The organism is Erythrobacter sp. 'gip.4 top 5', from assembly GCF_056495765.1.
Map to the genome: position 1 here is coordinate 1,581,400 of NZ_CP200270.1, position 20,609 is coordinate 1,602,008.

The 20,609-nt window shown below is 63.3% G+C and carries 24 protein-coding genes; 17 read left to right on the forward strand and 7 right to left on the reverse strand.

Going from position 1 to position 20,609, the window contains the following annotated elements; genetic code table 11:
- Nucleotides 1-4 precede the first annotated feature (4 nt).
- The 6 genes from ACRANW_RS07500 (at nucleotide 5) to ACRANW_RS07525 (ending at nucleotide 3,010) form a co-directional block, all read left to right on the forward strand.
- Nucleotides 5-391: a dihydroneopterin aldolase gene (locus tag ACRANW_RS07500; RefSeq protein WP_479431205.1), complete on the forward strand. Its 387-nt coding sequence runs from the start codon at nucleotides 5-7 to the stop codon at nucleotides 389-391.
- Nucleotides 363-713: a Rossmann fold domain-containing protein gene (locus ACRANW_RS07505; protein ID WP_479431206.1), complete on the forward strand. Its 351-nt coding sequence runs from the start codon at nucleotides 363-365 to the stop codon at nucleotides 711-713. The genes ACRANW_RS07500 and ACRANW_RS07505 overlap by 29 nt, the downstream gene beginning before the upstream one ends.
- Complete coding sequence (gene moaA / locus ACRANW_RS07510) at nucleotides 706-1,785, forward strand: GTP 3',8-cyclase MoaA (RefSeq protein WP_479431207.1); 1,080 nt, start codon at nucleotides 706-708, stop codon at nucleotides 1,783-1,785. Before ACRANW_RS07505 ends, moaA begins: the two co-directional genes overlap by 8 nt.
- A gap of 1 nt (nucleotide 1,786) precedes the next feature.
- Nucleotides 1,787-2,026: a MoaD/ThiS family protein gene (locus tag ACRANW_RS07515; protein WP_479431208.1), complete on the forward strand. Its 240-nt coding sequence runs from the start codon at nucleotides 1,787-1,789 to the stop codon at nucleotides 2,024-2,026.
- Entirely contained in the window at nucleotides 2,026-2,484 is a 459-nt protein-coding gene (locus tag ACRANW_RS07520) for a molybdenum cofactor biosynthesis protein MoaE (protein ID WP_479431209.1), read from the forward strand. Before ACRANW_RS07515 ends, ACRANW_RS07520 begins: the two co-directional genes overlap by 1 nt.
- Nucleotides 2,485-2,554: 70 nt before the next feature.
- Nucleotides 2,555-3,010 carry a hypothetical protein gene (locus ACRANW_RS07525; RefSeq protein ID WP_479431210.1) on the forward strand — a complete coding sequence of 152 codons (456 nt, stop codon included), beginning with the start codon at nucleotides 2,555-2,557 and terminating at the stop codon, nucleotides 3,008-3,010.
- 35 nt (nucleotides 3,011-3,045) lie between these two features.
- On the opposite strand, the gene ACRANW_RS07530 is transcribed toward ACRANW_RS07525, so the two are convergent.
- Nucleotides 3,046-3,735: a Crp/Fnr family transcriptional regulator gene (locus ACRANW_RS07530; RefSeq protein WP_479431211.1), complete on the reverse strand. Its 690-nt coding sequence runs from the start codon at nucleotides 3,733-3,735 to the stop codon at nucleotides 3,046-3,048.
- A complete protein-coding gene (locus tag ACRANW_RS07535) occupies nucleotides 3,732-4,232 on the reverse strand; it encodes a hypothetical protein (protein ID WP_479431212.1) in 501 nt (166 codons plus the stop codon). Before ACRANW_RS07535 ends, ACRANW_RS07530 begins: the two co-directional genes overlap by 4 nt.
- Nucleotides 4,233-4,465: 233 nt before the next feature.
- Here ACRANW_RS07535 and rplU point away from each other — a divergent pair, with 233 nt between their 5' ends.
- The 4 genes from rplU to ACRANW_RS07555 all read left to right on the forward strand — a co-directional run bounded on the left by rplU (nucleotide 4,466) and on the right by ACRANW_RS07555 (nucleotide 6,537).
- Complete coding sequence (gene rplU, locus ACRANW_RS07540) at nucleotides 4,466-4,846, forward strand: 50S ribosomal protein L21 (RefSeq protein ID WP_479431213.1); 381 nt, start codon at nucleotides 4,466-4,468, stop codon at nucleotides 4,844-4,846.
- Between the two features lie 14 nt (nucleotides 4,847-4,860).
- Nucleotides 4,861-5,130, forward strand: coding sequence for a 50S ribosomal protein L27 (rpmA, locus tag ACRANW_RS07545; RefSeq protein ID WP_479431214.1), 270 nt, complete (start codon nucleotides 4,861-4,863; stop codon nucleotides 5,128-5,130).
- 212 nt (nucleotides 5,131-5,342) lie between these two features.
- On the forward strand, nucleotides 5,343-5,879 hold the full coding sequence (locus ACRANW_RS07550) for a GNAT family N-acetyltransferase (RefSeq protein ID WP_479431215.1): 537 nt from the start codon (nucleotides 5,343-5,345) through the stop codon (nucleotides 5,877-5,879).
- 61 nt (nucleotides 5,880-5,940) lie between these two features.
- Entirely contained in the window at nucleotides 5,941-6,537 is a 597-nt protein-coding gene (locus tag ACRANW_RS07555) for a TetR/AcrR family transcriptional regulator (protein ID WP_479431216.1), read from the forward strand.
- Here the strand turns inward: ACRANW_RS07555 and ygfZ are convergent.
- Complete coding sequence (ygfZ, locus tag ACRANW_RS07560; protein WP_479431217.1) at nucleotides 6,534-7,271, reverse strand: CAF17-like 4Fe-4S cluster assembly/insertion protein YgfZ; 738 nt, start codon at nucleotides 7,269-7,271, stop codon at nucleotides 6,534-6,536. The genes ACRANW_RS07555 and ygfZ overlap by 4 nt on opposite strands.
- A gap of 38 nt (nucleotides 7,272-7,309) precedes the next feature.
- Here ygfZ and pyrC point away from each other — a divergent pair, with 38 nt between their 5' ends.
- Nucleotides 7,310-8,347 carry a dihydroorotase gene (pyrC, locus tag ACRANW_RS07565; RefSeq protein ID WP_479431218.1) on the forward strand — a complete coding sequence of 346 codons (1,038 nt, stop codon included), beginning with the start codon at nucleotides 7,310-7,312 and terminating at the stop codon, nucleotides 8,345-8,347.
- Here pyrC and rarD read toward each other — a convergent pair.
- Nucleotides 8,339-9,253 carry an EamA family transporter RarD gene (gene rarD / locus ACRANW_RS07570; protein WP_479431219.1) on the reverse strand — a complete coding sequence of 305 codons (915 nt, stop codon included), beginning with the start codon at nucleotides 9,251-9,253 and terminating at the stop codon, nucleotides 8,339-8,341. The two genes, pyrC and rarD, sit on opposite strands and share 9 nt — an antisense overlap.
- A 318-nt stretch (nucleotides 9,254-9,571) precedes the next feature.
- Between rarD and ACRANW_RS07575 the strand changes: the two genes are divergently transcribed.
- Nucleotides 9,572-10,321, forward strand: coding sequence for a hypothetical protein (locus tag ACRANW_RS07575; RefSeq protein ID WP_479431220.1), 750 nt, complete (start codon nucleotides 9,572-9,574; stop codon nucleotides 10,319-10,321).
- Here the strand turns inward: ACRANW_RS07575 and astD are convergent.
- Nucleotides 10,299-11,723, reverse strand: coding sequence for a succinylglutamate-semialdehyde dehydrogenase (gene astD, locus ACRANW_RS07580; RefSeq protein ID WP_479431221.1), 1,425 nt, complete (start codon nucleotides 11,721-11,723; stop codon nucleotides 10,299-10,301). The two genes, ACRANW_RS07575 and astD, sit on opposite strands and share 23 nt — an antisense overlap.
- Before the next feature lie 87 nt (nucleotides 11,724-11,810).
- Nucleotides 11,811-13,223 carry a protein adenylyltransferase SelO family protein gene (locus ACRANW_RS07585; protein WP_479433889.1) on the reverse strand — a complete coding sequence of 471 codons (1,413 nt, stop codon included), beginning with the start codon at nucleotides 13,221-13,223 and terminating at the stop codon, nucleotides 11,811-11,813.
- A 73-nt stretch (nucleotides 13,224-13,296) separates the two neighbouring features.
- On the opposite strand from ACRANW_RS07585, the gene ACRANW_RS07590 reads away from it, so the two are divergent.
- From ACRANW_RS07590 to ACRANW_RS07610, 5 genes are all read left to right on the forward strand, one after another.
- Entirely contained in the window at nucleotides 13,297-14,163 is an 867-nt protein-coding gene (locus tag ACRANW_RS07590) for an alpha/beta fold hydrolase (RefSeq protein ID WP_479431222.1), read from the forward strand.
- 89 nt (nucleotides 14,164-14,252) lie between these two features.
- Nucleotides 14,253-15,302, forward strand: coding sequence for a glycosyltransferase (locus ACRANW_RS07595; RefSeq protein WP_479431223.1), 1,050 nt, complete (start codon nucleotides 14,253-14,255; stop codon nucleotides 15,300-15,302).
- A gap of 165 nt (nucleotides 15,303-15,467) precedes the next feature.
- Entirely contained in the window at nucleotides 15,468-16,265 is a 798-nt protein-coding gene (locus ACRANW_RS07600; RefSeq protein WP_479431224.1) for a tetratricopeptide repeat protein, read from the forward strand.
- Nucleotides 16,266-16,290: 25 nt separating this feature from the next.
- On the forward strand, nucleotides 16,291-17,637 hold the full coding sequence (locus ACRANW_RS07605; protein WP_479431225.1) for a PQQ-binding-like beta-propeller repeat protein: 1,347 nt from the start codon (nucleotides 16,291-16,293) through the stop codon (nucleotides 17,635-17,637).
- Nucleotides 17,638-17,774: 137 nt separating this feature from the next.
- Nucleotides 17,775-19,199 carry a methyltransferase family protein gene (locus ACRANW_RS07610; RefSeq protein ID WP_479431226.1) on the forward strand — a complete coding sequence of 475 codons (1,425 nt, stop codon included), beginning with the start codon at nucleotides 17,775-17,777 and terminating at the stop codon, nucleotides 19,197-19,199.
- Nucleotides 19,200-19,203: 4 nt separating this feature from the next.
- On the opposite strand, the gene ACRANW_RS07615 is transcribed toward ACRANW_RS07610, so the two are convergent.
- A complete protein-coding gene (locus tag ACRANW_RS07615) occupies nucleotides 19,204-20,574 on the reverse strand; it encodes a glutamate--cysteine ligase (protein ID WP_479431227.1) in 1,371 nt (456 codons plus the stop codon).
- Nucleotides 20,575-20,609 lie beyond the last annotated feature (35 nt).

A 20,609-nucleotide genomic window follows, 5' to 3' on the forward strand; every position in this document is an offset into this window, starting at 1 on the left:
CGGGATGCACGATACCCTTACCCTTGAAGTGAACGATCTTGCGGTCGATGTCCTGACCGGCATCTATTCCGAGGAAACCGGCAAGCCCCAACCGCTGCGCATTTCTATCGCAGCGCGCCTTAAAATGGCAGATCTTTACGATCCCGATACGCCGCTTGATGCGAGCAAGAATTACATGGACCTGAAGTTCGCTGCCAGTGGCGGCTTGCCGCAGGGCGTGCATTTCAAGCTGATCGAAGCGGTGGCCGATCATATCTGCGAAACCCTGTTTGTGCAGGATGTGCGGGTGGAGGCGGTGACGGTCAAGATCGTCAAGCTCGCCATTGCCGAAGCGAATGAACAGATCGGCATCACCCTCCACCGTGAACGGCCCGCGGCTCACGGGGGTTGACGCGATGATGCGGCGGATCGAGGTCGGGCGGCTGCCGGATAACGCGCTGGACGCAAGCACCGCTTTCATGGCCTTCCATCTCGAAGTTGCACGAACGCTGCTGGGCGAGGCGGATTGCAGCGCGCTTGCAATCATCTTGCCTCCAGCGGCGCATGACCACCGCGATTGGCGGTTGGCGCTGGCCCGCGATCTGGCGCGGGAGGCCGCGCCCAAGCGGGTGAATGTGATTGCCGGCTTGCCGGGCGAGTCGCGGGAATCGACATTACGCTTCGTGTCTGATGCGCCCGGCGTGACAGGGCAGTATCTCATGTGCCATGAATGATGGCGTGCCGATCCAGCCACCCCGAACGCCCGATCTGATCCAGCCGCGGGCCGGGGCGACACGTCCCGCGCCGCTGGTCGACGGCTTCCAGCGCCGGATCACCTATCTGCGCCTGTCGGTCACGGACCGCTGCGACCTGCGCTGTTCCTATTGCATGCCCGAACGCATGACCTTTCTGCCGAAGAAAGATGTGCTTTCGCTTGAGGAGCTCCATGATCTCGCCTCCAGCTTCATCGCTCGCGGCGTCACCAAAATCCGCATCACGGGCGGCGAGCCGCTGGTGCGGCGTGACATCATCGAGCTGTTCACGGCGCTGGGGCGCAAGCTGGGTCTCAAAGGCCACGGGGGATTGGCCGAACTGACGCTGACCACCAACGGCACGCAGTTGGCCGCCCATGCCGAGGCGCTGGCCCGCGCCGGGGTGCGGCGGGTGAACGTCTCGCTCGATACGCTCGACCGGGCGAAGTTTGCGCAGCTGACCCGGCGTGACCTGTTGCCACAGGTGCTCGAAGGCATCGCGGCGGCCCACGCAGCAGGGCTGAAGGTCAAATTGAACGCGGTGGCGCTCAAGGGCGTCAATGAAGACGAATTGCCCGACCTGATCGCCTGGGGCCACGCGCAGGGCCACGATGTGACCTTGATCGAAGTGATGCCGCTGGGCGATGTCGAGGAAGAGCGGCTTGACCAATATCTCCCGCTGAATGCCGTTCAGGCCGCGCTGGAACAGCGCTGGACGCTGACGCCGCTTGCGGTGTCGACCGGCGGCCCGGCGCGTTATCTGGAGGTCGCTGAAACCGGCGGTAGGCTGGGCCTCATCACGCCGCACACCAACAATTTCTGCGCAAGCTGCAATCGCTTGCGGGTGACGGCCACCGGACAGCTTTATCCCTGCCTCGGCGGGGGTGAGCAGGTTGATCTGCGCGCCGCGCTGCGGTCTGACGCGCCGGACGTGAACCTTGCCGCGGCGCTCGACGAAGCCTTGCGGATCAAGCCGGAAAAGCACCAGTTTCGCATGGATGCACGCGGGGCTGGTCCCGCGACGGCGCGCCACATGTCGATGACGGGGGGGTGAGATGATCACGGTCGTCCTGTTGGGTAAGCTTGCCGATCTTGGCGGGGCGCCATCGCTGAACCTTGCGGCGCCGCTCGACTGGGCGGGGCTCAAGGCGGCATTGCCCGCATCGCTTGCGAACGCCCTCGATGATCCGCGCAACCATGTCGCGCTGAACGGCGCGCTGCTGGCGGACAAATCGGTGTTGCAAGCGGGCGCAGGTGACGAAATCGCGCTGCTGCCGCCCGTCTCGGGGGGGTGATGCGCGACATTCGCCTGCTTGACCGGATGTTCATTCCCGGCACGTTGATCGGGCCGTTCGCGCAGGCCAATCCGGGGCTGGGGGGCGTGTGCACCTTCGTGGGCGAAGTGCGCTGTGATGAAGGCGTGGAAGCGCTGGAACTCACCCATTATGAACCCCTGACCTTGCCGGGAATGCATCTTTTGGCCGACCGGGCCTTTGCGCGATTTGATCTGATGGGCCTGCTGATGGTTCACCGCGTCGGCATGCTGCGTCCGGGCGAGCCGATCGTCTGCGTTTCGGCCGCCGCCCGCCATCGCCGCGACGCGATCGACGCGGTGGATTTCTGCATGGATCATCTCAAAAGCGCGGCGTGGTTCTGGAAACGCGAACAGCGGGCCGGCTCCCACGGGAGCGCGTGGCACTGGATCGAGCCGCGCAGCGACGACCACCGCGATCTGGCGCGCTGGCACAGCTGATTTGATCGGCATCAAAGTCGCGCAGTGCATTTGGCCGTAATCATGCCTCCATCATCAAGGAGGATTACCCATGCGCCACATTGCTAACGACCTTATCGCCCGCGGTGATGCCCGCATCGTTGCTCAGCCCGTTGCCGTTGCTGTTCCCGTCGTCGCACCGCCGCGTATCCCGCACGAAACCGACCGCAATTTCGGTCTGCCGACCGCGCTCTATGGGGCAACCGTAGGGTGCTATCTCGGCTTTCTGGTGATCGTTGGCACCGCCTTTGCCAATCCCGTCCTTGCCATCCCCATGGCGATTTTTGTGTTGTTCATCGTGGCCGGCTTTGGCGTCCCGGCCATCTGGACACGGCTGGCAGGCAACACCACGGCGCCGCAGACCCTGGGCGAATTTGAGCGCAACGGCATCATGACCAGCACCGGACGCCTGGCGCCGCGCGATGCGACCATTCAGGTGCTGATCCTGCCGGTGTTGCTGGTGGTGTGGGGCCTCGCTGTAGCGGTCATCGCAGCGGTAGTTGTCTGATTGGTTCCAGACGGGCCGGACCGGTGAGCGCAGGCCTAACGCCCCGAAATCTCGTGCAGCATTTCCGGGTTGCGCAAAATGATGCCGCGTTTGCCACTGCGTTGGATCGCGCCGAGATCCTCCAACTCGCCAAGCTTGCGGCTGACGGTTTCGATGGTCAGGCCGAGCATATTGCCGATTTCACCACGGGTTAGCGGCAGTTCGAAGTGCTGAGCGAGATGGCATGAGCTTTCGCTCGCAGCGACGGCGAAATCGTGAAGCAGCGCAGCTAGCCGGGCTTCAGCGCTGGCATGGCCCGTCAATTCCAGAAGATTGCGCGTCGCCAGAAGGTCGGCCTGGCTACGTCGCAGCAGCGCGCGGGCCAGCGCCGGATAGTCTTCAATCGCGCGCTCGATATCGCGCTTGGCAAAGGTGCACAGGCTGCTTTCCGTCAAAGCCACCACATCATGATGGGCAAAGGGCGCAAACAATTCGCCGATGAAGCCCGCAGGGTGCACCAGCGCAAGGATTTGCTCGTTGCCATCCACATTTATGGCTGACACTTTCAGCGCGCCGCTCAACAGCGTCGCGCACGACGCGTCCTCGTCACCTGCCGCAAACAGCATTTCGCCGCGTTTCAGGACGCGGGTGCGTCCGGCCGCGGCCATTGCGTCGCGCTCCTCGGGCGTCAGAACCGCGCAGGCGGCGGTTTCCTTGACCGGGCAGGTTTGGCACGCGAGGTTCATGATCCCATCGTTTCCCACAATCGTGCGATGCTCGCATCTTCGCTAGCAAGCAGAGCCGCAATGTCGGATTGCGTGGCAACAAGCGCCGGTTCTGCGCTGAGCGCGGTGGCTGCTTCGGCAGCAAGCGCGTCGACTGTGGCAAGCGTTCCTGCCGTCGCGCCGCGTCTGGCATCGAGATCGGCGAGCGCGACAATGGCTGCTGCGCGCGACCGGCTTTCGAACGATTGGCCGGACGCTGCCCGAACGAGCCGCGCGGCTGCCTCTTCCTTGCTCAGAAACGCTGTATGCGCAGTCGTGGCGGCCGCGCGCAGTTCTGCGAGGCGGGTGGCCGATGTTGCGGGGCGAATCGGAACAGACGGCGCCGGTGTTTGCGTAATCGGCCCGCTTTCAAACGGACGAATGGCGAGGGACGGATAGCGTCCCGAATCTCCGGCACAGCCTCCCAGCGCCGCAATCAGCAGCACGATGCCCAGTGAATTTTTTGAGTTTTCCTGCATAAGAATATTGCGCTTTTAGCATGATGGCGGGCAATGGCAAAGACGCGCACCGCCGTTCGCCGTCATGCTTTTTGCGATGCTTTCCGATCAAGCGGGCGTTGACTTGGCACCGCCTTTCCCCTACCGGCCAACATCTTTCCGGGGCTGCATCGTCGCACGCCTCGCATTGCCGTTCGGTAAGCTTGGCGTTTCCTCGCTCAACCGGATCTGCACAGACACGAGAGTATAAAGCCATGTTCGCTGTAGTGCGCACTGGCGGCAAACAGTACCGCGTTGCCGCCGGAGATAAGATTGCCGTTGAAAAGCTCGCTGGCGAAGCCGGTGATACCATCACGCTGGGTGACATCCTGCTGGCGGGCGAAGGCGACGATCTCGCCGACGCAACCAAGGTGACCGTTTCGGCGGAAATCATTGCTCAGGCCAAGAGCGAGAAGGTGATCGTTTTCAAGAAGCGTCGCCGCCATAATTATCGTCGCAAGAACGGCCATCGCCAGCAGATGACTCTGCTGCGCATCACTGCCGTTGGCGCAGAAGACAGCAAGCCCGCCAAGAAGGCGGCTGCCAAGAAGACCACGAACGAAGCGCCGGCAGAAGCCGCCGCATCGGCTGAATAAGGAGCGATTGAATCATGGCACATAAAAAAGCAGGCGGTTCGTCGCGTAACGGCCGTGATTCGGCCGGTCGTCGCCTTGGCGTGAAGAAGTTCGGCGGTCAGGAAGTGATCGGCGGCAACATCATCATCCGTCAGCGCGGCACCCGCGTCTATCCGGGCGTCAACGTCGGCATGGGCCGCGATCACACGCTCTATTCGCTCAGCGAAGGCGTGGTGCGTTTCCATTCGGGCAAGCTCGGTCGCAAATACGTATCGGTCGACGCCGTGGCGCAAGCCGCCGAATAAGCGGACGACTCATCCAAGGGGTCGTCCGGCAAGGACGGTCCCGGCAGGTGCAAGACCTGCCATCAGAGGGAGACAGGACCGTCCTCAATTGAGGGGGTCCGTCTCCCTTTTTCGTTTCTCCCTCACAGGTTGTTGAATCATATAGTTTCGCAGCCATGGAATTGTCATGCGTCGACCCTAGAGGTGCGCGCAGCGAGGTAGGGAGAACTCTCGTGTTCCATCGCACACAAAGACTGTTTCTGCGGCCCGCATTCCTTGAGGATAGCGAGGCGATCCTGGCCGGCATCCAGGATGAAGGCGTGGTGCGCAATCTGGCGCGTGCGCCGTGGCCCTATGGCATCGAGGATGCGCGCCGCTTTGCCGCGCTGCCGCAGGATCTGCGGTTGCCCCGTTTTCTTGTCACTTTGCCCGGCGCAGGCGTGATCGGGGCTGCAGGCCTTGGCGAACATGATGGCGCGCCCGAACTCGGCTATTGGATCGCACGCCAGCACTGGGGGCAGGGCTACGCCACCGAAGCAGCAGGCGCGGTGCTACAGATGGCACGGGTATTGGGCCACGGTCGGCTGACGGCCGGTCATTTCATCGATAATCCCGCGTCCGGCAAAGTCCTGCGCAAGCTCGGTTTTCTTCCGACTGGACGCATGGGTCGCCGCACCAGTCTGGCGCGGGGATGTGCGGTCGAATCGGTCGAATATGTGTGCGATCTGGCGATTGATGTGGATCCTGCCCCGATCGCCCACGCCGCGTGACGATCCGGGGCAGGCGGGGCCGCTTGTTCGCCACTGCAAAACCGACTACGTCCGCGTTCCTATGGTCAGTCGCAAACGGTTAACGCCCGAGGAATCCCGCAGCACCGCGCTCGCTGCTGCGCGCCAGTTGCTGATCGAGACAGGGCCGCAGGCGGTGACACTGAAAGCGGTATCCGCCCGGATCGGGCGCACCCATGCCAATCTCCTGCACCATTTCGGCTCGGCCTCCGGGTTGCAGAAGGCGCTGGCTGAGCACCTTGCGCGTTCGGTATGTGAAACGATCTTGCAAGCGGTCCACGCGACCCGCGCCGGGTTGGGATCGGCGCGCGAGGTGGTGGATCTGGCTTTTGATGCCTTCGACCGGGAAGGGGCGGGCGCGCTCACCAGTTGGATGCTGCTGACCGGCAATGAAGACGCGCTCGATCCGATCATCTCGACGATCCACGATCTGCTCGACGAGTTGACTCCGACTGAACCGCCCGAGCGCATTGCCGAACGACGCTTGCACCGCGAAACGCTCAGTCTGGTGCTGATGGCGCTAGGCGATGCCTTGATTGGCGGAGCGCTGGCAAAGTCGCTCGAACTGCCGCGTGATGCAGCGCGTGAACGGGCGACGGCAATGCTCGAAGCGAGCCTTGCCGAACACCTGACGCCTTAAGCCTCGGGCGCGAGGACGCCTGCGCGCTGCCAGGGCGGCAGGGCATCGGGATCAAGACTATCGACCCGCAGATGGTCTATCGCGAGATCAAGGTCAGGATAGGCAGCCACGCGCCGCGCTTCGTCCGACGTGGCAAGCGCCACCACCACCAGCCGCCGGTTGACCTTCTGGCGCCAGTTCATCCGCGCCGTGTTTTCCTGCCCGACATAGCAACCCTTGGTGAAGCTGACGCCGTTCAGTTCGACCGCGTTGGTTTCCAGCCACAGGATATCGCCAAGTTCGGCGCGGCCCTCCGGTACGCCCAGCGACAAGCGGTGGGCACGCCATGCGGTGTCGGCACTGTCGCCCTCTTCCGAAGGTGCCAGCCAGCGCCAGCCAAGGTCAGGAAGGCGCGGATCGGGTTCGGCGCCGGGTTGTTCGACGGGGCTCCAGTGAACGCCCAGCGAATCGTCTCGCCGGATGTCGATCTTGCGGCGCAGGCGATACATCGACAGGCGCTTGGCGAGGTCATCGGCCAGGGCCGCTTCGCAATCCAGCAGCAGCCCGGCGGCGTCTTCCCACACCAGGAAATCGAACAGGTGCTTGCCCTGCGCCGAAAGCAGCGCCGCGTAGCACGGAAGCGGGCCCTTCACGTCATTGGTCACCAGTCCTTGGATGAAGGCGGCGATATCCTCGCCTTCGTCAAGAGCGGACAGGCGAATGAGCGCACGGGCGGTCAGGTGGGTGGCCATCATGCGTGACAGATAGGCACGCGCAAAGCTAAGGGGAACCCATGACCGACCGCCTCACGATCCGCCGCCCCGATGATTGGCATCTGCACTTCCGCGATGGCGCGGTGATGCGCGAGGTGGTGCCCTATACCGCCCGCCAGTTTGCCCGCGCGATCGTGATGCCCAACCTTACGCCTCCGGTGACGACGGCGGCGCTGGCGGCTGCGTACCGCGACCGGATCATGGCGGCCGTGCCGCAAGGCGTCCGCTTTACCCCGCTAATGACCTGCTATCTCACCGACAATACCGACGCCGATGATCTGGTGCGCGGCGCGGCGGATGGTGTGTTTACTGCCGCCAAGATCTATCCCGCCAACGCCACCACCAATTCGGCTGCGGGCGTTTCCAATATCGCAAACCTCTATCCGGTGCTGGCGCGGATGGAGGCCGCGGATATCGTGCTGTGCATCCACGGCGAGGTGACTGATCACGAGATCGACGTTTTCGACCGCGAAAAGGCGTTCATCGACAGGCATTTGCGCGACATTGTTGCGACCTTTCCGAACTTGCGCGTGGTGTTTGAACACATCACCACCAGCGATGCGGTGGACTTCGTGATGGAGTCAGGGCCGCAGGTTGCTGCCACGATCACGCCGCAGCATCTTCACATCAATCGCAACGCCATGCTGGTCGGCGGGATTCAGCCGCACAATTATTGCCTGCCCGTGGCCAAGCGCGAAAGCCACAGACTGGCGTTGCGCGCGGCGGCGACGGGCGGCAGCCCCAAGTTCTTTCTTGGCACCGACAGCGCGCCGCATCTGCGCAGCGCCAAGGAAAGCGCGTGCGGCTGCGCAGGCATTTTCGGCGCGCCCTATGCGCTGGAAAGCTATATCACGGTGTTCGACGAAGAAGGCGCGTTGGACGCATTCGAAGGCTTTGCCTCGCTCCATGGGCCTGCGTTCTACAAACTGCCGGTCAACGAAGACACCGTGACGCTGGAACGCGCCGCGGTGGCGGTTCCGGCGTGCCTGCACGTCACCGGCGAAGAGATCGTGCCGTGGCACGGCGGGCAAACGCTAGGCTGGGCATTCCTAGGCTAGGGCCGGTGCGCGTCGTTTTGCCCACAGATCCGAAGCGAAGATCGCAACAGCGACCCACACCAGCACAAAGCTCACCAGCTTGACCGGCGCCAGCGGTTGTTCAAACACGAACAGCCCCAGGAAGAACACGATGGTCGGCGCGATGTATTGCAGGAAGCCGAGCGTCGAATAGTCCATCCGCCGCGCCGCAATGGCGAACAGCAGCAACGGGACGGCGGTGGCGACGCCGGAAAAGATGATGAGACCGCTTATCCACGCGTCCTGCCCGAAGGCCGACCCTTGCGGGCTGGCGGCATACCATGCGGCAATGCCGATGGCGGGCAGCAGCAGGATCGCGCTTTCGATCGTCAGGCCGGGCAGCGATCCGACTGCAACCTGTTTGCGCACAAGGCCATAAAGCGCAAAGCTGAAACCCAGTGTCAGGCTGATCCACAAGCTGGTGATGGCGCCCGCTGCCAGAATAGCCACGGCCACAGCCGCGATGGCCACCGCAATCCATTGGCGGCGGGACAGTTTCTCTCCCAGCACCAGTGTCCCCAGAAGCACGTTGAGCAAGGGGTTGAGATAGTAGCCGATGCTGGTTGCATAGACCTCGCCCGCCATGATCGCCCAGATATAGGCGAACCAGTTGGCCCCGATCAGCAGCGCGCTTGCCAACAAGGCCAGCAGCGTTCGCGGTGATTTAAGCGCGGCCAGCAATTCAGGAAATTGCCTGCGAACGGCGACGATGGCGAGGCACAGCGGCAGGGTCCAGATAATCCGCCAGCCGACAAATTCAAACGCCGGGACGGTTTTCACCAACAGCAAATAAAGCGGCAAAAAGCCCCAGATTAGGTAGGCACCCAAAGCCGGTGCAAGGCCTGAGACAGCCGGCGCGGATATTGGGGCAGGGGCGGAGCTGTTCATGGTCCGGCCGCGTTAGGGGCCGCGGCGTTCCTGCGCAAGCGGCCTGGACATGGCCTCGCGAATGAATGGCGGCTGTCGGATTTGCCATCATTCTGTTCAGATTCGACATCGTATATGTGAACAGCATTTTGGAAACCGACTTGCGGCCCAATGGCACGGGGACAGGTTTCATCGGACTTGCGGCCATTCCCACCAAGTGGCCGCCAGCGCGGGGGCAATACGCCGCCGTGGAAAACGCCTTCGGGATCGCAAGATCTCGGAGGCGTTTTCATGTGTAGCTAAGGCAGGCGTTAACCATCCTGTGGCACAGCGAGGCCGATGCGTGGCAAGTCTATCCTGTTGATGTGCCTCATGGCGGTGGGTTGTTCGGATCCGGAAGGTGATCAGGCAAGCGATGCGGCGCTGATCGCACAAGACCCGGTCTTGGCCCGTGCGCTGAATGATCCGTTGATGAGTGATCCCGATCTTGCCAGCCGTAACGAGGCCAACGCTGTCATCGGTTTTCCCGATTCGTCGGCGCTTCCGGTGATCGCCGCCACACGCGAAACCGCCAGTCTCGCCCGGCAGGAGATGCGGCTGGAATTGCTCGAAACCGGTCCGATCCTCGACCTGCCGCCACCGCATGAGGGTACGGGCGGTCCCGCGCTAAGCCCGCTGACGAGCCCTGCCGATCTGCTGACTACAGTAGGGGCTCCTGCGGATTGCCTTCCTGCGCTGCGGCAGAACTTCGCGTTTGCGGTGGACCTTCCGTCTGTCGCCGCCCTTCCGCCACGCGGCATGGTTATGCAGGCAGGCGGCGCTGATACGCCGCGCTGCGGCTTGCGCATCATCCGCTATCACACCCCCGCGCCAAGCGAGGACGTGCTGCAATATCACTATGTGCGCGCCCTTCGCGGAGGCTTGCGTGCGCGGCGTTATGATGCGCCGGAAGACAGTATTGCAGCGACCGGAGCAGGGGGTGAGACGCTGCTTGTCCATCTGCGGACGACGGCGCACGGTCTGACGGGCGTGACGCTGATCTACCGCGCGCCTCGGCGTCCTTCAATCAGGACCGCATCCCGACCATGATCGTTGCGCGCGGCTGGTCCATCTCGGTGCTGGCGACCGGATAGGCGCAATAATCGGCGGCGTAATAGGCTGCTGGGCGGTGATTGCCTGAAAGCCCGATCCCGCCAAATGGCGCCTTGGACGATGCGCCGTTGGTGGGCGAATTCCAATTGATGATCCCGGCGCGGATATTGGCCCAGAACAGCCCGTAATCATCGGGGCTGCCCCCGATCAGCGAAGCCGAAAGGCCGAAGCGGGTGTTGTTCGCTTCGGCAATCGCGCTGTCGAGATCGGGCACGCGGATTACTTGCAGCAAGGGGCCGAACAGCTCGATGTCGGGACGGTCAGGGATATCGGTGACATCGATGATGCCGGGGCTCAGGAACGGCAGATCGTGCACGGTGCGGCGCATATGCAGCAGGGCGCGGCCGCCTGCCGTAATCAGCGCAAGGAAGCTTTCCGACAGGCGATCGGCGGTGTCATTGTCAATCACCGGCCCCATGAAGGGCTGCGGCTCTCCCAATGGATCACCGACCATGATCTTGCGCGTCATCGGTACCAGTTCGGCCATCAGATCGTCATAGACACTGTCCTTCACGATCAGGCGGCGCGCAGCGGTGCAACGCTGGCCTGCACTGGTAAAGGCGCTCTGGATAATCAGTGTGGCGGCGTCGGCCAGCTTGGGCGTGTCAATCACCACGATGGGATTGTTGCCACCCATTTCCAGCGCAACGATCTTGCCCGGATTGCTCGCAAGCTTGCGATTGATCGCGATCCCGGCCTGCGCAGACCCGGTGAACAGCACGCCATCGATCCCCGGATGGGCCACCAATGCGCGGCCTTCATCCGGCCCCCCGATCACCAGCTGGATGACGTCTTCGGGCACGCCGGCGCGGTGAAAGGCGGATACCAGCGCCTCGCCCACAGCCGGGGTTTTTTCCGACGGTTTGAACAGCACCGCGTTCCCGGCAATCAGAGCGGGGACAATATGGCCATTGGGCAAGTGCGCGGGGAAATTGTAGGGGCCAAGCACCGCCATCACCCCATGCGGCTTGTGCCGCAACGCGGCGCTGCCGTTGATCCCGGCGTCGAACTTCTTCTTGCCGGTTCGTTCGGCGTAGGCCTGCACGGCAATGTCGACCTTGTTGACCACGGCGTCCACTTCGCCGCGGGCTTCCCACAGCGGCTTGCCCGCTTCGCGCGCGATGAGTTCGGCCAGTTCTTCTCCGTCGCGGCGCACGATGTTGGAAAAGTTGCGCATCACACCGATCCGGTCGGTCAGTGCCCGCGCAGCCCACGCGGCCCAGGCGCGGCGTGCGGTACTGACGGCCGCCTCGACATCACTGATCGGCCCGCGCCATAATTCCTCGCCGCTCGCCGGGGCGGTGGAGATCAGGAAATTGTCGGTCGCGTCGCCGTCCATTATGATGCTGACTGCCTTTTTGTCGTGTCGCCGCGACACCTGTTGGCCCTATCGCGGCAAGGACGGAAAGGAAAGAGTCGGGGGTGACTACGCATGTCCGGCGGGTACCGGCGCGGTTCCATGCGCATCCGCGATGCGGCGCAGCGCGGTGATCTTGGAATGGAGCGGCGTCCAATCGTCCTCTTGCGCGATAGCTGTCCAGATCGTTTCGACCTCTTCGATCAGCAAGGATTGGGGTGCAGGGTCGCTCCAGTAGGGGTGGGTGTCGTACACCGGCTGGTAGGCCGCCAAAGCCTCGCCCAAAGCCCCGTCCGCCTGCCTGCGGCCGCCGCGATGCTTGAAGAAGAACGCATCGGGCTGCGCATGACTGTCGCGCATCGCGGCCTCGCACGCGGCGACAAGCTGCGTATCCGCTTCGATGCCCTGCGGCACAACCCCCAGCCGCCAACACCACCGCCGCGCGACATTCTCCATATAGAGCGGCCCGAAGCGTTCGAGCGCCGCGACCAGCGGCGCGGTATCGGCATGGAGCCGGAGCGCGACAGCCAACTGCCCGCAATTCCAGTGCAGCGCCTCGGGCTGGCGGCCAAAGGCATAGAGGCCCGCGTGGTCGAAATAGGCGGCGGTGAAGCCCGGCTCCCATTCGGGCAGCCAGCGCCACGGGCCATAATCGAAGCTTTCGCCCGTCACGTTCATGTTATCGGTGTTGAGCACGCCGTGGACGAAGCCTGCGACCATGTAGCTCGCGGCCAGATCGGCCATGCGCTCGACACACAAGTGCATCAGCCGGATCGCGGGCTCGTCACGCGCGGGCGCGTCTTCGGGCGGGGGCGGGCCGGGGAAGTGGGCGAGGCAGTAATCGATCAGCGCCTCCATCTCGTCGGCCTGCTCCAGTGCCAGCAACCGCTGGAAGGTGCCGATGCGGATGTGCGAATGGCTGAGGCGCACCATCACGGCTGAGCGGGTGGGACTGGGTTCGTCCCCGCGCCACAGTTTTTCGCCTGTCTCGATCACGCTGAAGGTCTTGGAGGTGTTGACGCCCAGCGCTTCGAGCATCTCGGTCGCCAGAATCTCGCGCACCGCGCCCTTCAGCGTCAGCCGCCCGTCGCCCGCGCGGCTCCACGGGGTGGTGCCTGAACCCTTGGTGCCCAGATCCAGCAACCGCGCCTGCGCATCGCGCATCTGGGCAAACAGAAACCCGCGCCCATCGCCGATCTCGGGATTGTACACGCGGAACTGGTGCCCGTGATACCGCAGTGCCAGGGGATGAGGCAGGTTATCGGGCAGCGGTTGGAAGCGCCCGAAATGCGCTGTCCATTCGTCGTCAGTCAGATACGCCAGCCCGACGCTTTCCGCCGCGCGATCATTGCGCCAGCGCAATGCGGTCTTCGGAAAGTCAGCGGGCGCAACGGGATCACCCAACCAATCCGCCAGCGTAAGGATCGCCGGATCGCCGCGATAGGGGACAGACGAAAGCGATGGTTGCACAGGCTCGTTCATCCCGCGATAGTGGGGACAAGCGCGGGCCAGCGCAAGCGGCGCGCCAATTGCATCAAAGGGAATATCGCCGGTTATGGCCGCCACTTACGAAGATCGCTTCTGGACCAGCAGCGATGGGCTCAATCTGCATTATCGCAATTATCCCGGACCTGATGGTTCGGACAAGCTGCCGGTGCTGTGCATGCATGGCCTCACCCGCAACGCCCGGGATTTCGCGGCGCTGGCAGAGGCGCTGGCGACCACGCGCCGGGTGATCGTCCCGGAAATGCGCGGGCGTGGGGAGAGCGACTACGCTCCGGACTCAGACACCTATTCGCCGGTCACTTACGTCAGGGATGTGGAAAAGTTGCTGGCCGAACAGGGGATCGGGCGCTTCGTGGTGATCGGCACGTCGATGGGCGGGCTGATGACAATGCTGATGGCACAAGCCACGCCCGGAAGCATGGCAGCCGTGGTGATGAACGACATCGGGCCGGAGGTCGATGCGGCGGGTCTGGCGCGCATTTCGGGCTATGTCGGGCAGGGGCGCAGTTATCCCACGTGGGTCCATGCGGCGCGCGGGCTATGCGAGGCGCATGGCGCGGCCTTCCCCGATTATGATCTCGATCAATGGCTTGATCTGGCCAAGCGGACGATGACCGTCACGCAGAACGGGCGCATCAGCTTCGATTACGACATGGCCATTGCCGAACCTTTCGCCAAACCCGGCAACGCGGCGCCCGCCAATCTGTGGCTCGCCTTCGAGGCTTTGCGCGGGGTGCCGATGCTGCTGGTGCGCGGCGCCCTGTCCGATCTGCTGAGCGCCGACACGGTCAAGCAGATGGGCGTGCGCAATCCGGGGATGACCACCATCACCGTGCCGCGGGTGGGCCATGCGCCGACGCTGGACGAGCCCGACGTGCGCGCCGCGATCCACGCGCTGCTGGACAAGGTGGAGTGAGCCAGCCGGCGGACACGCGCGCGCCGCGTGTACTGCACTTGCATTCAACCTTCAGTGCCGGCGGCAAGGAGGTGCGCTGCGCGCGGCTGATGAACGCATGGGGTGCGCGCTTGCATCACACCATTATCTCTGCCGAGCCGCAAGCCATGGCCGCAGCGGCGCTGATCGACGCCGACGTTCCCGTTGCTTTTCCGCACGACTTCCCGTCGCTCAAAGGCAGGCCCACACCTAGAAGGCTGGCCCGTCTTGCGCGAGCGATGCAGGGCTTTGACCTCATTTGCACCTACAACTGGGGCGCAATGGATGGCGTAATGGCGCACCGTACCTTTGCCCGCAGCCTGCACCTTGCGCCTCTGGTCCATCACGAGGACGGCTTCAACGAGGATGAGGCTGCGCGTCTCAAGTCCTCGCGCAACCTTTACCGCCGCGTCGCGCTGGGGACAGCGGCGCGGGTGATCGTGCCGTCGACGGGGCTGGAGCGGATCGCACATGAGGACTGGCACCAGCCGCAAGCCAAGGTCGAGCGCATCGCCAACGGCATAAATACCGCCGCCTTTGCCGCCCCGCCGCAGCCTGGCGCGCTGCCTTTTGCCAAAGCCGAAGGGCAGCGCTGGGTTGGCACGCTGGCCGGGCTGCGTGCGGTCAAGCAGCTTCCGGCGCTGGTCGAGGCGTGCGCCGCGCTGCCGCCGGACTGGCACCTCGTCATCTGCGGGGACGGGCCGGAACGCGGCGCGATTCTGGCCGCGGCTGAACGGCACGGCATGGCCGATCGCCTGCACCTGCCAGGCGCAGTCGATCCTGCAAGTGTCGTTGGCCTGTTCGATATCTTCGCGCTGTCATCGGCATCGGAGCAATTTCCGCTTTCAGTGGTGGAAGCGATGGCCGCGGGCCTGCCGGTAGCCGCGCCCGATGTGGGGGATATTGCCGCGATCCTGTCAGAACCCAACCGCGCCTTCATCACCCGCCCGCGCGATACGCCGGCGCTGGCAGCGGCGCTGGTGCAATTGGCGGGGGACTCCGCTTTGCGCGGACGATTGGGCACTGCTAATCAGGCCCGCGCCCGTGACGCCTTCGATTTGGTGGCCATGCTGGCGCGCTACACCGCCGTCTATGCTGGCGCGATGCGGCGCGGGTTTTAATAGCAGCGCGCTTCATCCCCCGTTCAATCCGCCGCGGCCATGCGGTGCCTTCACGCGCTACGGCTGCATTCGCCCTCCCATTGCGCGGCGGGCTTCACCTGCTTAAAGAGCGCGCTTCCCGCCGCAACACGCGGTGCAAAACTAACATCAGGATTACGAGGCCCCATGGCGCGCACGCCGAAGACAACCCTGGCCCCGGCCAACGCCAACGCCAAACCCTCGGCCGAGGACGATGTCCTCATCCGCGAGATTGACGAGGCTGTCCGCGAAGATGCGCTCTATTCCTTCATGCGCGATCACGGGATCAAGGTTCTGGCCGCGATCCTGCTTGGGCTGGCCGGGCTGGCCGCCTATCTGGTGTGGGACCATTACGCCGAAGCCGCATTGGAGCAGCAGTCAGAAACCTTGATCTCCGCGCTCGACTACGCTGATCAGCGCGATTTCAAGACGGCGGCCGAGAAGGTTGCTCCGCTGCTGACAGGTGATGCATCATCTGGTGCCCGCGCGGCGGCGCGCTTCCTTCAGGCGGGCGCGGCTCTGGAAGAGGGCGATACCGCAAAGGCCACCGGTCTTTACAAGGACATCGCTGCAGACAGCAACACGCCGCCGGCGCTGCGCGATCTGGCCCGCATCCGCGAGGTCACCATCAATTTTGACAGCATGAAGCCTGCCGATGTGATCGCGCAGCTCGGCCCGCTGGCCACGCCTGACAATGCCTGGTTCGGCTCGGCGGGGGAACTGGTGGCGATGGCGCATCTCGAAGCGGGCAATCGCGCCGAAGCGGGCAAGCTGTTTGCCAATATCGCCAAGGATGAAGACCTGCCCGAAAGCCTGCGCAGCCGTGCGCGCCAGATGGCAGGTCTGATGGGTGTCGACGCAGTGGTCGATGTCGAACAGCTTTTGAAGGACCAAGGGGTTATCGCGGCTGATGGCGCACGCCCCGGCTCCAGTGCAGCTGAATAGGCTGCGAAGTTTAGGACGGACGGGAATGACCAATATGAAAATTGCACGCGCGGCCCTGATGGCCGGTCTTGTCGCGGCGAGCCTGACGGGCTGCAAAGGCGGCTTGTTCGGCGGCGGGGATGATAAGACCACGCCCACCGTGGGCGATCGAATGCCGATCCTTTCAAAGATCGAAAAGGGCACCGAGGTCGATCCGGCGCTCGCAGCGATTTCAGTGGTTATGCCGCCCGCCCGCGCCAATGCCGAATGGGGCCAGGCCGGCGGATCGGCGAGCAAATCCTATGGTCACCTGGCATTGTCCGAAAATCCGACAAAGGTCTGGACCGCCCGCGTCGCGGGTTCGACCAACCGGGTACGGCTGGCCGCAGCGCCTGTCATCGGCAGCAACCAAGTTTACGTCGAAGGCACTGACGGAACGGTTCATGCTTTTAACAAAAAGACTGGCGCACAAGTCTGGACCCGCAACGACACTGAAATCACCAAGGATGAAATGCCTTCGGCTTTTGGCGGCGGGGTCAGCTACGACAACGGCGTGGTCTATGCCACCAACGGTGCCGGCTACGTCAAGGCCAAGCGCGCCGAGACCGGCGAGCTGATGTGGCGGGTGAAGCCTGCTGGTCCCTTGCGCGGATCGCCCACGATTGCCTTTGGTCAATTGTTCGTGATGACGCAGGACAACCAGATCATCTCGCTCAACATCACTGATGGCTCACTGGTGTGGGACGAATCGGGCTCCAACACGCAAGCCGGCGTGTTCGGCGTCGCCGCGCCGGCAGCCGGGCAGGGCAGCATTGTCGCCGGCTATTCCAGCGGCGAACTGTCGGCCTATCGCTATGAAAATGGCCGCACCTTGTGGTCGGACGCGCTGGCGCGCACCAATATCTCCACCACGGTCGGCTCTATCACCGACATCGACGCCGATCCGATCATTGATTCGGGCCGGGTTTATGCCTTGGGCCAGGGCGGCCGCATGGCAGCCTATGAACTGGTCACGGGCCAGCGCATCTGGGAATTGAACCTTGCGGGCATTTCCACACCGGCCATTGCGGGCGAGTGGATCTTCACGCTGACCGATGACGCGCGCTTGCTCGCCATCGCCCGCTCCTCGGGCCGCGTGCGCTGGATCACGCAACTGCAGCGTTACAGAGATGAAAAAGACAAGAAAGGCCCGATCTTCTGGACAGGCCCTGTGCTGGCAGGCGGCCATCTGTGGGTGGCAAGCTCACGCGGCGAAGTGTGGAAGGTGAGCACCGGTGAAGGATCGTCTTCACTGTTTGCCGATGTCGGTCAGCCGGTCAGCTTGCCACCAGTGGTGGCGGACGGGATGCTGTATCTGTTGGACGATGCGGGCACCATTCACGCCTGGAGGTAGGTTCCAACCGGGGGTTTGCGGCAGAGGGGGTTTAGCCCCGTCCTAGACCCCCTCTAGCCTGCTTTAGACCCCGGTTAGACGGTCGGTGGCGGCGTTTTGCGAAGCTGTTAACCCTTCTGCTGTAGGGCAGTGCGGTCATGATTGCGCCGCCTTTGCCCGTTCCAACTGAGCGCCCCGCGCCGCCGCTGTGCCGCCCGGAAAGCGACGTTTCGACGGGCGTCGGGCTGGTGGGTCTTATCGGCCTGTTTGTATGGATTGCTGTCTGCCGATCCTACCCCGACATCGCCAGCGCACTCAGATTGAGCGGTGGTTTGTCAGGGGAGCGGGGCGTTCTCTCCGGCCCTTACGCGGCGCTGGCCGCGATGCTGTTTACCGCGCTGCCGATGGCGGCGTGGTCGGTGCTGATCGACAAGGTTCACCTGCGCCCCTCAACCGGCATCGACTGGAAATGCGCCCGGCCCTTGGCCGAAACGCTGCCGGTTTCCGTCGTCAAACTGTGCGGACTGTGGGCGACCTGGGCGCTGCTGTCGGCCTTCTACGTGCTGGCGCGGTGGTATTGGAATGGCAACTATCTGTTCGCAATGGAGGTGCTCAGCGTTGCCATTCTGCCGCTGGTAATACTTTCAGTTCCCTATGTAATTTGGCTGGATCGCTATCTGGTGGACCTGCGCGACGGGTGCTTCCAATTCGGCGCTTTCGTGCTTGGTGCCGGGGTGATCGGGCGCGAGCAATGGGACCGTGCGGGGCTGGCCAGGCATTGGCGGGCCTGGGCCATCAAGGGCTTCTTCGGGGCCTTTATGATTTCGATCCTGCCGCCGGGATTTGCGCAGATTGTCGAGGCTGACCCCGCGCAGATCATTGGTAATCCAATTGATTTTATCATGCTGCTGGTGACGCTGCTGTTCGTGATCGATGTGCAGATCGGAACCGTGGGCTACCTTTTGACGCTGCGCCCGTTGGATTCGCACATCCGCTCAGGCAACCCGCTGCTGGCGGGCTGGCTTGCGGCATTGCTGTGCTATCCACCCTTTGTGTGGGGGATTATCGGGCCAGACAATTCAGTGCTGAGTTACGAGACCGCGACACCGGGCTGGGCATATTGGCTGGAGGGGAACGCGGCGCTGATCTGGGTGTGGGGCGGGTTTTTGGTTGTATTAACAGCCATTTACGCTTGGGCGACGGTCGTGTTTGGCATCCGCTTTTCCAACCTCACCTATCGCGGCGTCCTGACCCACGGACCGTACCGCTTCACCCGGCACCCCGCTTACCTGTCGAAAAACCTGTTCTGGTGGGCGTCCGTACTGCCCTTCATGGTGAGCAACGGATCAACCGCCGATGCCATTCGCAACAGCGTTTTCCTGTTGGTAGTCAACGGCATATATTATTGGCGCGCCCGCACCGAAGAAGCGCATCTGCTTGCCGAAGACCCGAAGTATCGTGCGTATTACGGTTGGATGGAAGAGCACGGCTTGATCACGGCGCCACTGGCTCGGCTGAAGCGAATGGTCATCGGCAATCCCGCGCCCCGCGTGACTGAGGCGCAAGCGGTTCCAGCTGAATAGTGCGTCAGAACGACTGCTCGTACACCCTTGTAATATCGCCGTTCCATTCTCCGTGATAGGCATCAAGCAGGCGTTGCGCGGGAACCTTGCCGCTGGCGACGATTTCATCGAGAATTTCGAGATAGCCGGTTTCATTGTCGCCGCTGGCATTGAGCCGCGCACGGGCCTTGAGCCCTGAATGCGCGATCTTGAGCACTTCGCGCCCTAGATCCTGCAAGGTTCCGCCATCCGGAGACCGGGTGGCAAGGGCCAGGCGCGGCACGTCATTCCGGAGCCGTTCGCGCTCCTCCATCGTCCACGCTTTGACCAGATCCCACGCTGCATCAAGCGCGCCCTGATCATACAGCAGCCCGACCCAGAAGGCGGGCAGCGCGCAAATCCGGTTCCACGGCCCGCCATCTGCGCCGCGCATTTCAAGGAAGCTCTTGAGCCGCACCTCGGGAAAGGCCGTCGAAAGGTGATCCCACCAGTCGCTTTGCGTCGGGCGTTCGCCGGGCAAAACCGACAGCTTGCCATCAAGGAAATCGCGGAACGAAAGCCCTGCTGCATCGATATATTTGCCGTCGCGGAAGACGAAATACATCGGCACATCAAGCATGTACCGCGCCCACCGTTCGTATCCGAAACCGTCTTCAAATACGAAGGGCAGCATACCCGTGCGCGCCGGATCGGTGTCTGACCAGATATGTGACCGGTAGGACAGGAACCCGTTGGGCTTACCTTCGGTGAAGGGCGAATTGGCGAACAGCGCGGTCGCCAGCGGTTGCAGCGCCAGACCGACGCGAAACTTCTTCACCATATCGGCTTCGCTACGGTAATCGAGGTTGACCTGAATCGTGCAGGTACGCAGCATCATGTCGAGGCCCATCGTGCCGACACGCGGCATATGCCTCAGCATAATGTCATAACGGCCCTTGGGCATAATCGGCAGCTCTGCGCGGGACTTGTCGGGCCACATGCCAAGGCCAAGATAGCTGACCCCGCAAGTCTCGCCGACATGCTTGACCTGCACCAGATGCCGGCCCGTTTCAGCGCAGGTCTGATGCAGATTTTCCAGCGGCGCGCCCGACAGTTCAAGTTGGCCTGCGGGTTCAAGACTGACCGCGCCGTCTTCGCCCTTTAGCGCAATGACGTTCCCGCCTTCCTCGACTGGCTCCCAGCCGAATTGCTCAAGCCCGCCCAAAAGATCGCGGATGCCGCAAGGTTCGTCATAAGACGGGGCGCGGTGATCGCTACGTTTGTAGACCAGTTTTTCGTGCTCGGTGCCGATGCGCCAACGCTCGGGCGGTTTTTCGCCGCCGACCATGGGGGCGACCAGTTGGTCGATGCTTTCGATCACCGGATCGTCGGCAGTGGAAGCGTCGCGTGTGCTCATCGCAAAGGGGCCCTCTCTGGCCGGTTGCCTTAGAA

Bases quoted from the DNA above. Each gene is read 5' to 3' on its own strand.
- ACRANW_RS07500 (WP_479431205.1), top strand. From the start codon at position 5: ATGCACGATACCCTTACCCTTGAAGTGAACGATCTTGCGGTCGATGTC.
- moaA (WP_479431207.1), top strand. From the start codon at position 706: ATGAATGATGGCGTGCCGATCCAGCCACCCCGAACGCCCGATCTGATC.
- ACRANW_RS07515 (WP_479431208.1), top strand. From the start codon at position 1,787: ATGATCACGGTCGTCCTGTTGGGTAAGCTTGCCGATCTTGGCGGGGCG.
- ACRANW_RS07520 (WP_479431209.1), top strand. From the start codon at position 2,026: ATGCGCGACATTCGCCTGCTTGACCGGATGTTCATTCCCGGCACGTTG.
- ACRANW_RS07525 (WP_479431210.1), top strand. From the start codon at position 2,555: ATGCGCCACATTGCTAACGACCTTATCGCCCGCGGTGATGCCCGCATC.
- ACRANW_RS07530 (WP_479431211.1), bottom strand. From the start codon at position 3,735: ATGAACCTCGCGTGCCAAACCTGCCCGGTCAAGGAAACCGCCGCCTGC.
- ACRANW_RS07535 (WP_479431212.1), bottom strand. From the start codon at position 4,232: ATGCAGGAAAACTCAAAAAATTCACTGGGCATCGTGCTGCTGATTGCG.
- rplU (WP_479431213.1), top strand. From the start codon at position 4,466: ATGTTCGCTGTAGTGCGCACTGGCGGCAAACAGTACCGCGTTGCCGCC.
- rpmA (WP_479431214.1), top strand. From the start codon at position 4,861: ATGGCACATAAAAAAGCAGGCGGTTCGTCGCGTAACGGCCGTGATTCG.
- ACRANW_RS07555 (WP_479431216.1), top strand. From the start codon at position 5,941: ATGGTCAGTCGCAAACGGTTAACGCCCGAGGAATCCCGCAGCACCGCG.
- ygfZ (WP_479431217.1), bottom strand. From the start codon at position 7,271: ATGATGGCCACCCACCTGACCGCCCGTGCGCTCATTCGCCTGTCCGCT.
- pyrC (WP_479431218.1), top strand. From the start codon at position 7,310: ATGACCGACCGCCTCACGATCCGCCGCCCCGATGATTGGCATCTGCAC.
- rarD (WP_479431219.1), bottom strand. From the start codon at position 9,253: ATGAACAGCTCCGCCCCTGCCCCAATATCCGCGCCGGCTGTCTCAGGC.
- ACRANW_RS07575 (WP_479431220.1), top strand. From the start codon at position 9,572: ATGCGTGGCAAGTCTATCCTGTTGATGTGCCTCATGGCGGTGGGTTGT.
- astD (WP_479431221.1), bottom strand. From the start codon at position 11,723: ATGGACGGCGACGCGACCGACAATTTCCTGATCTCCACCGCCCCGGCG.
- ACRANW_RS07585 (WP_479433889.1), bottom strand. From the start codon at position 13,223: ATGAACGAGCCTGTGCAACCATCGCTTTCGTCTGTCCCCTATCGCGGC.
- ACRANW_RS07590 (WP_479431222.1), top strand. From the start codon at position 13,297: ATGGCCGCCACTTACGAAGATCGCTTCTGGACCAGCAGCGATGGGCTC.
- ACRANW_RS07595 (WP_479431223.1), top strand. From the start codon at position 14,253: ATGAACGCATGGGGTGCGCGCTTGCATCACACCATTATCTCTGCCGAG.
- ACRANW_RS07600 (WP_479431224.1), top strand. From the start codon at position 15,468: ATGGCGCGCACGCCGAAGACAACCCTGGCCCCGGCCAACGCCAACGCC.
- ACRANW_RS07605 (WP_479431225.1), top strand. From the start codon at position 16,291: ATGACCAATATGAAAATTGCACGCGCGGCCCTGATGGCCGGTCTTGTC.
- ACRANW_RS07610 (WP_479431226.1), top strand. From the start codon at position 17,775: ATGATTGCGCCGCCTTTGCCCGTTCCAACTGAGCGCCCCGCGCCGCCG.
- ACRANW_RS07615 (WP_479431227.1), bottom strand. From the start codon at position 20,574: ATGAGCACACGCGACGCTTCCACTGCCGACGATCCGGTGATCGAAAGC.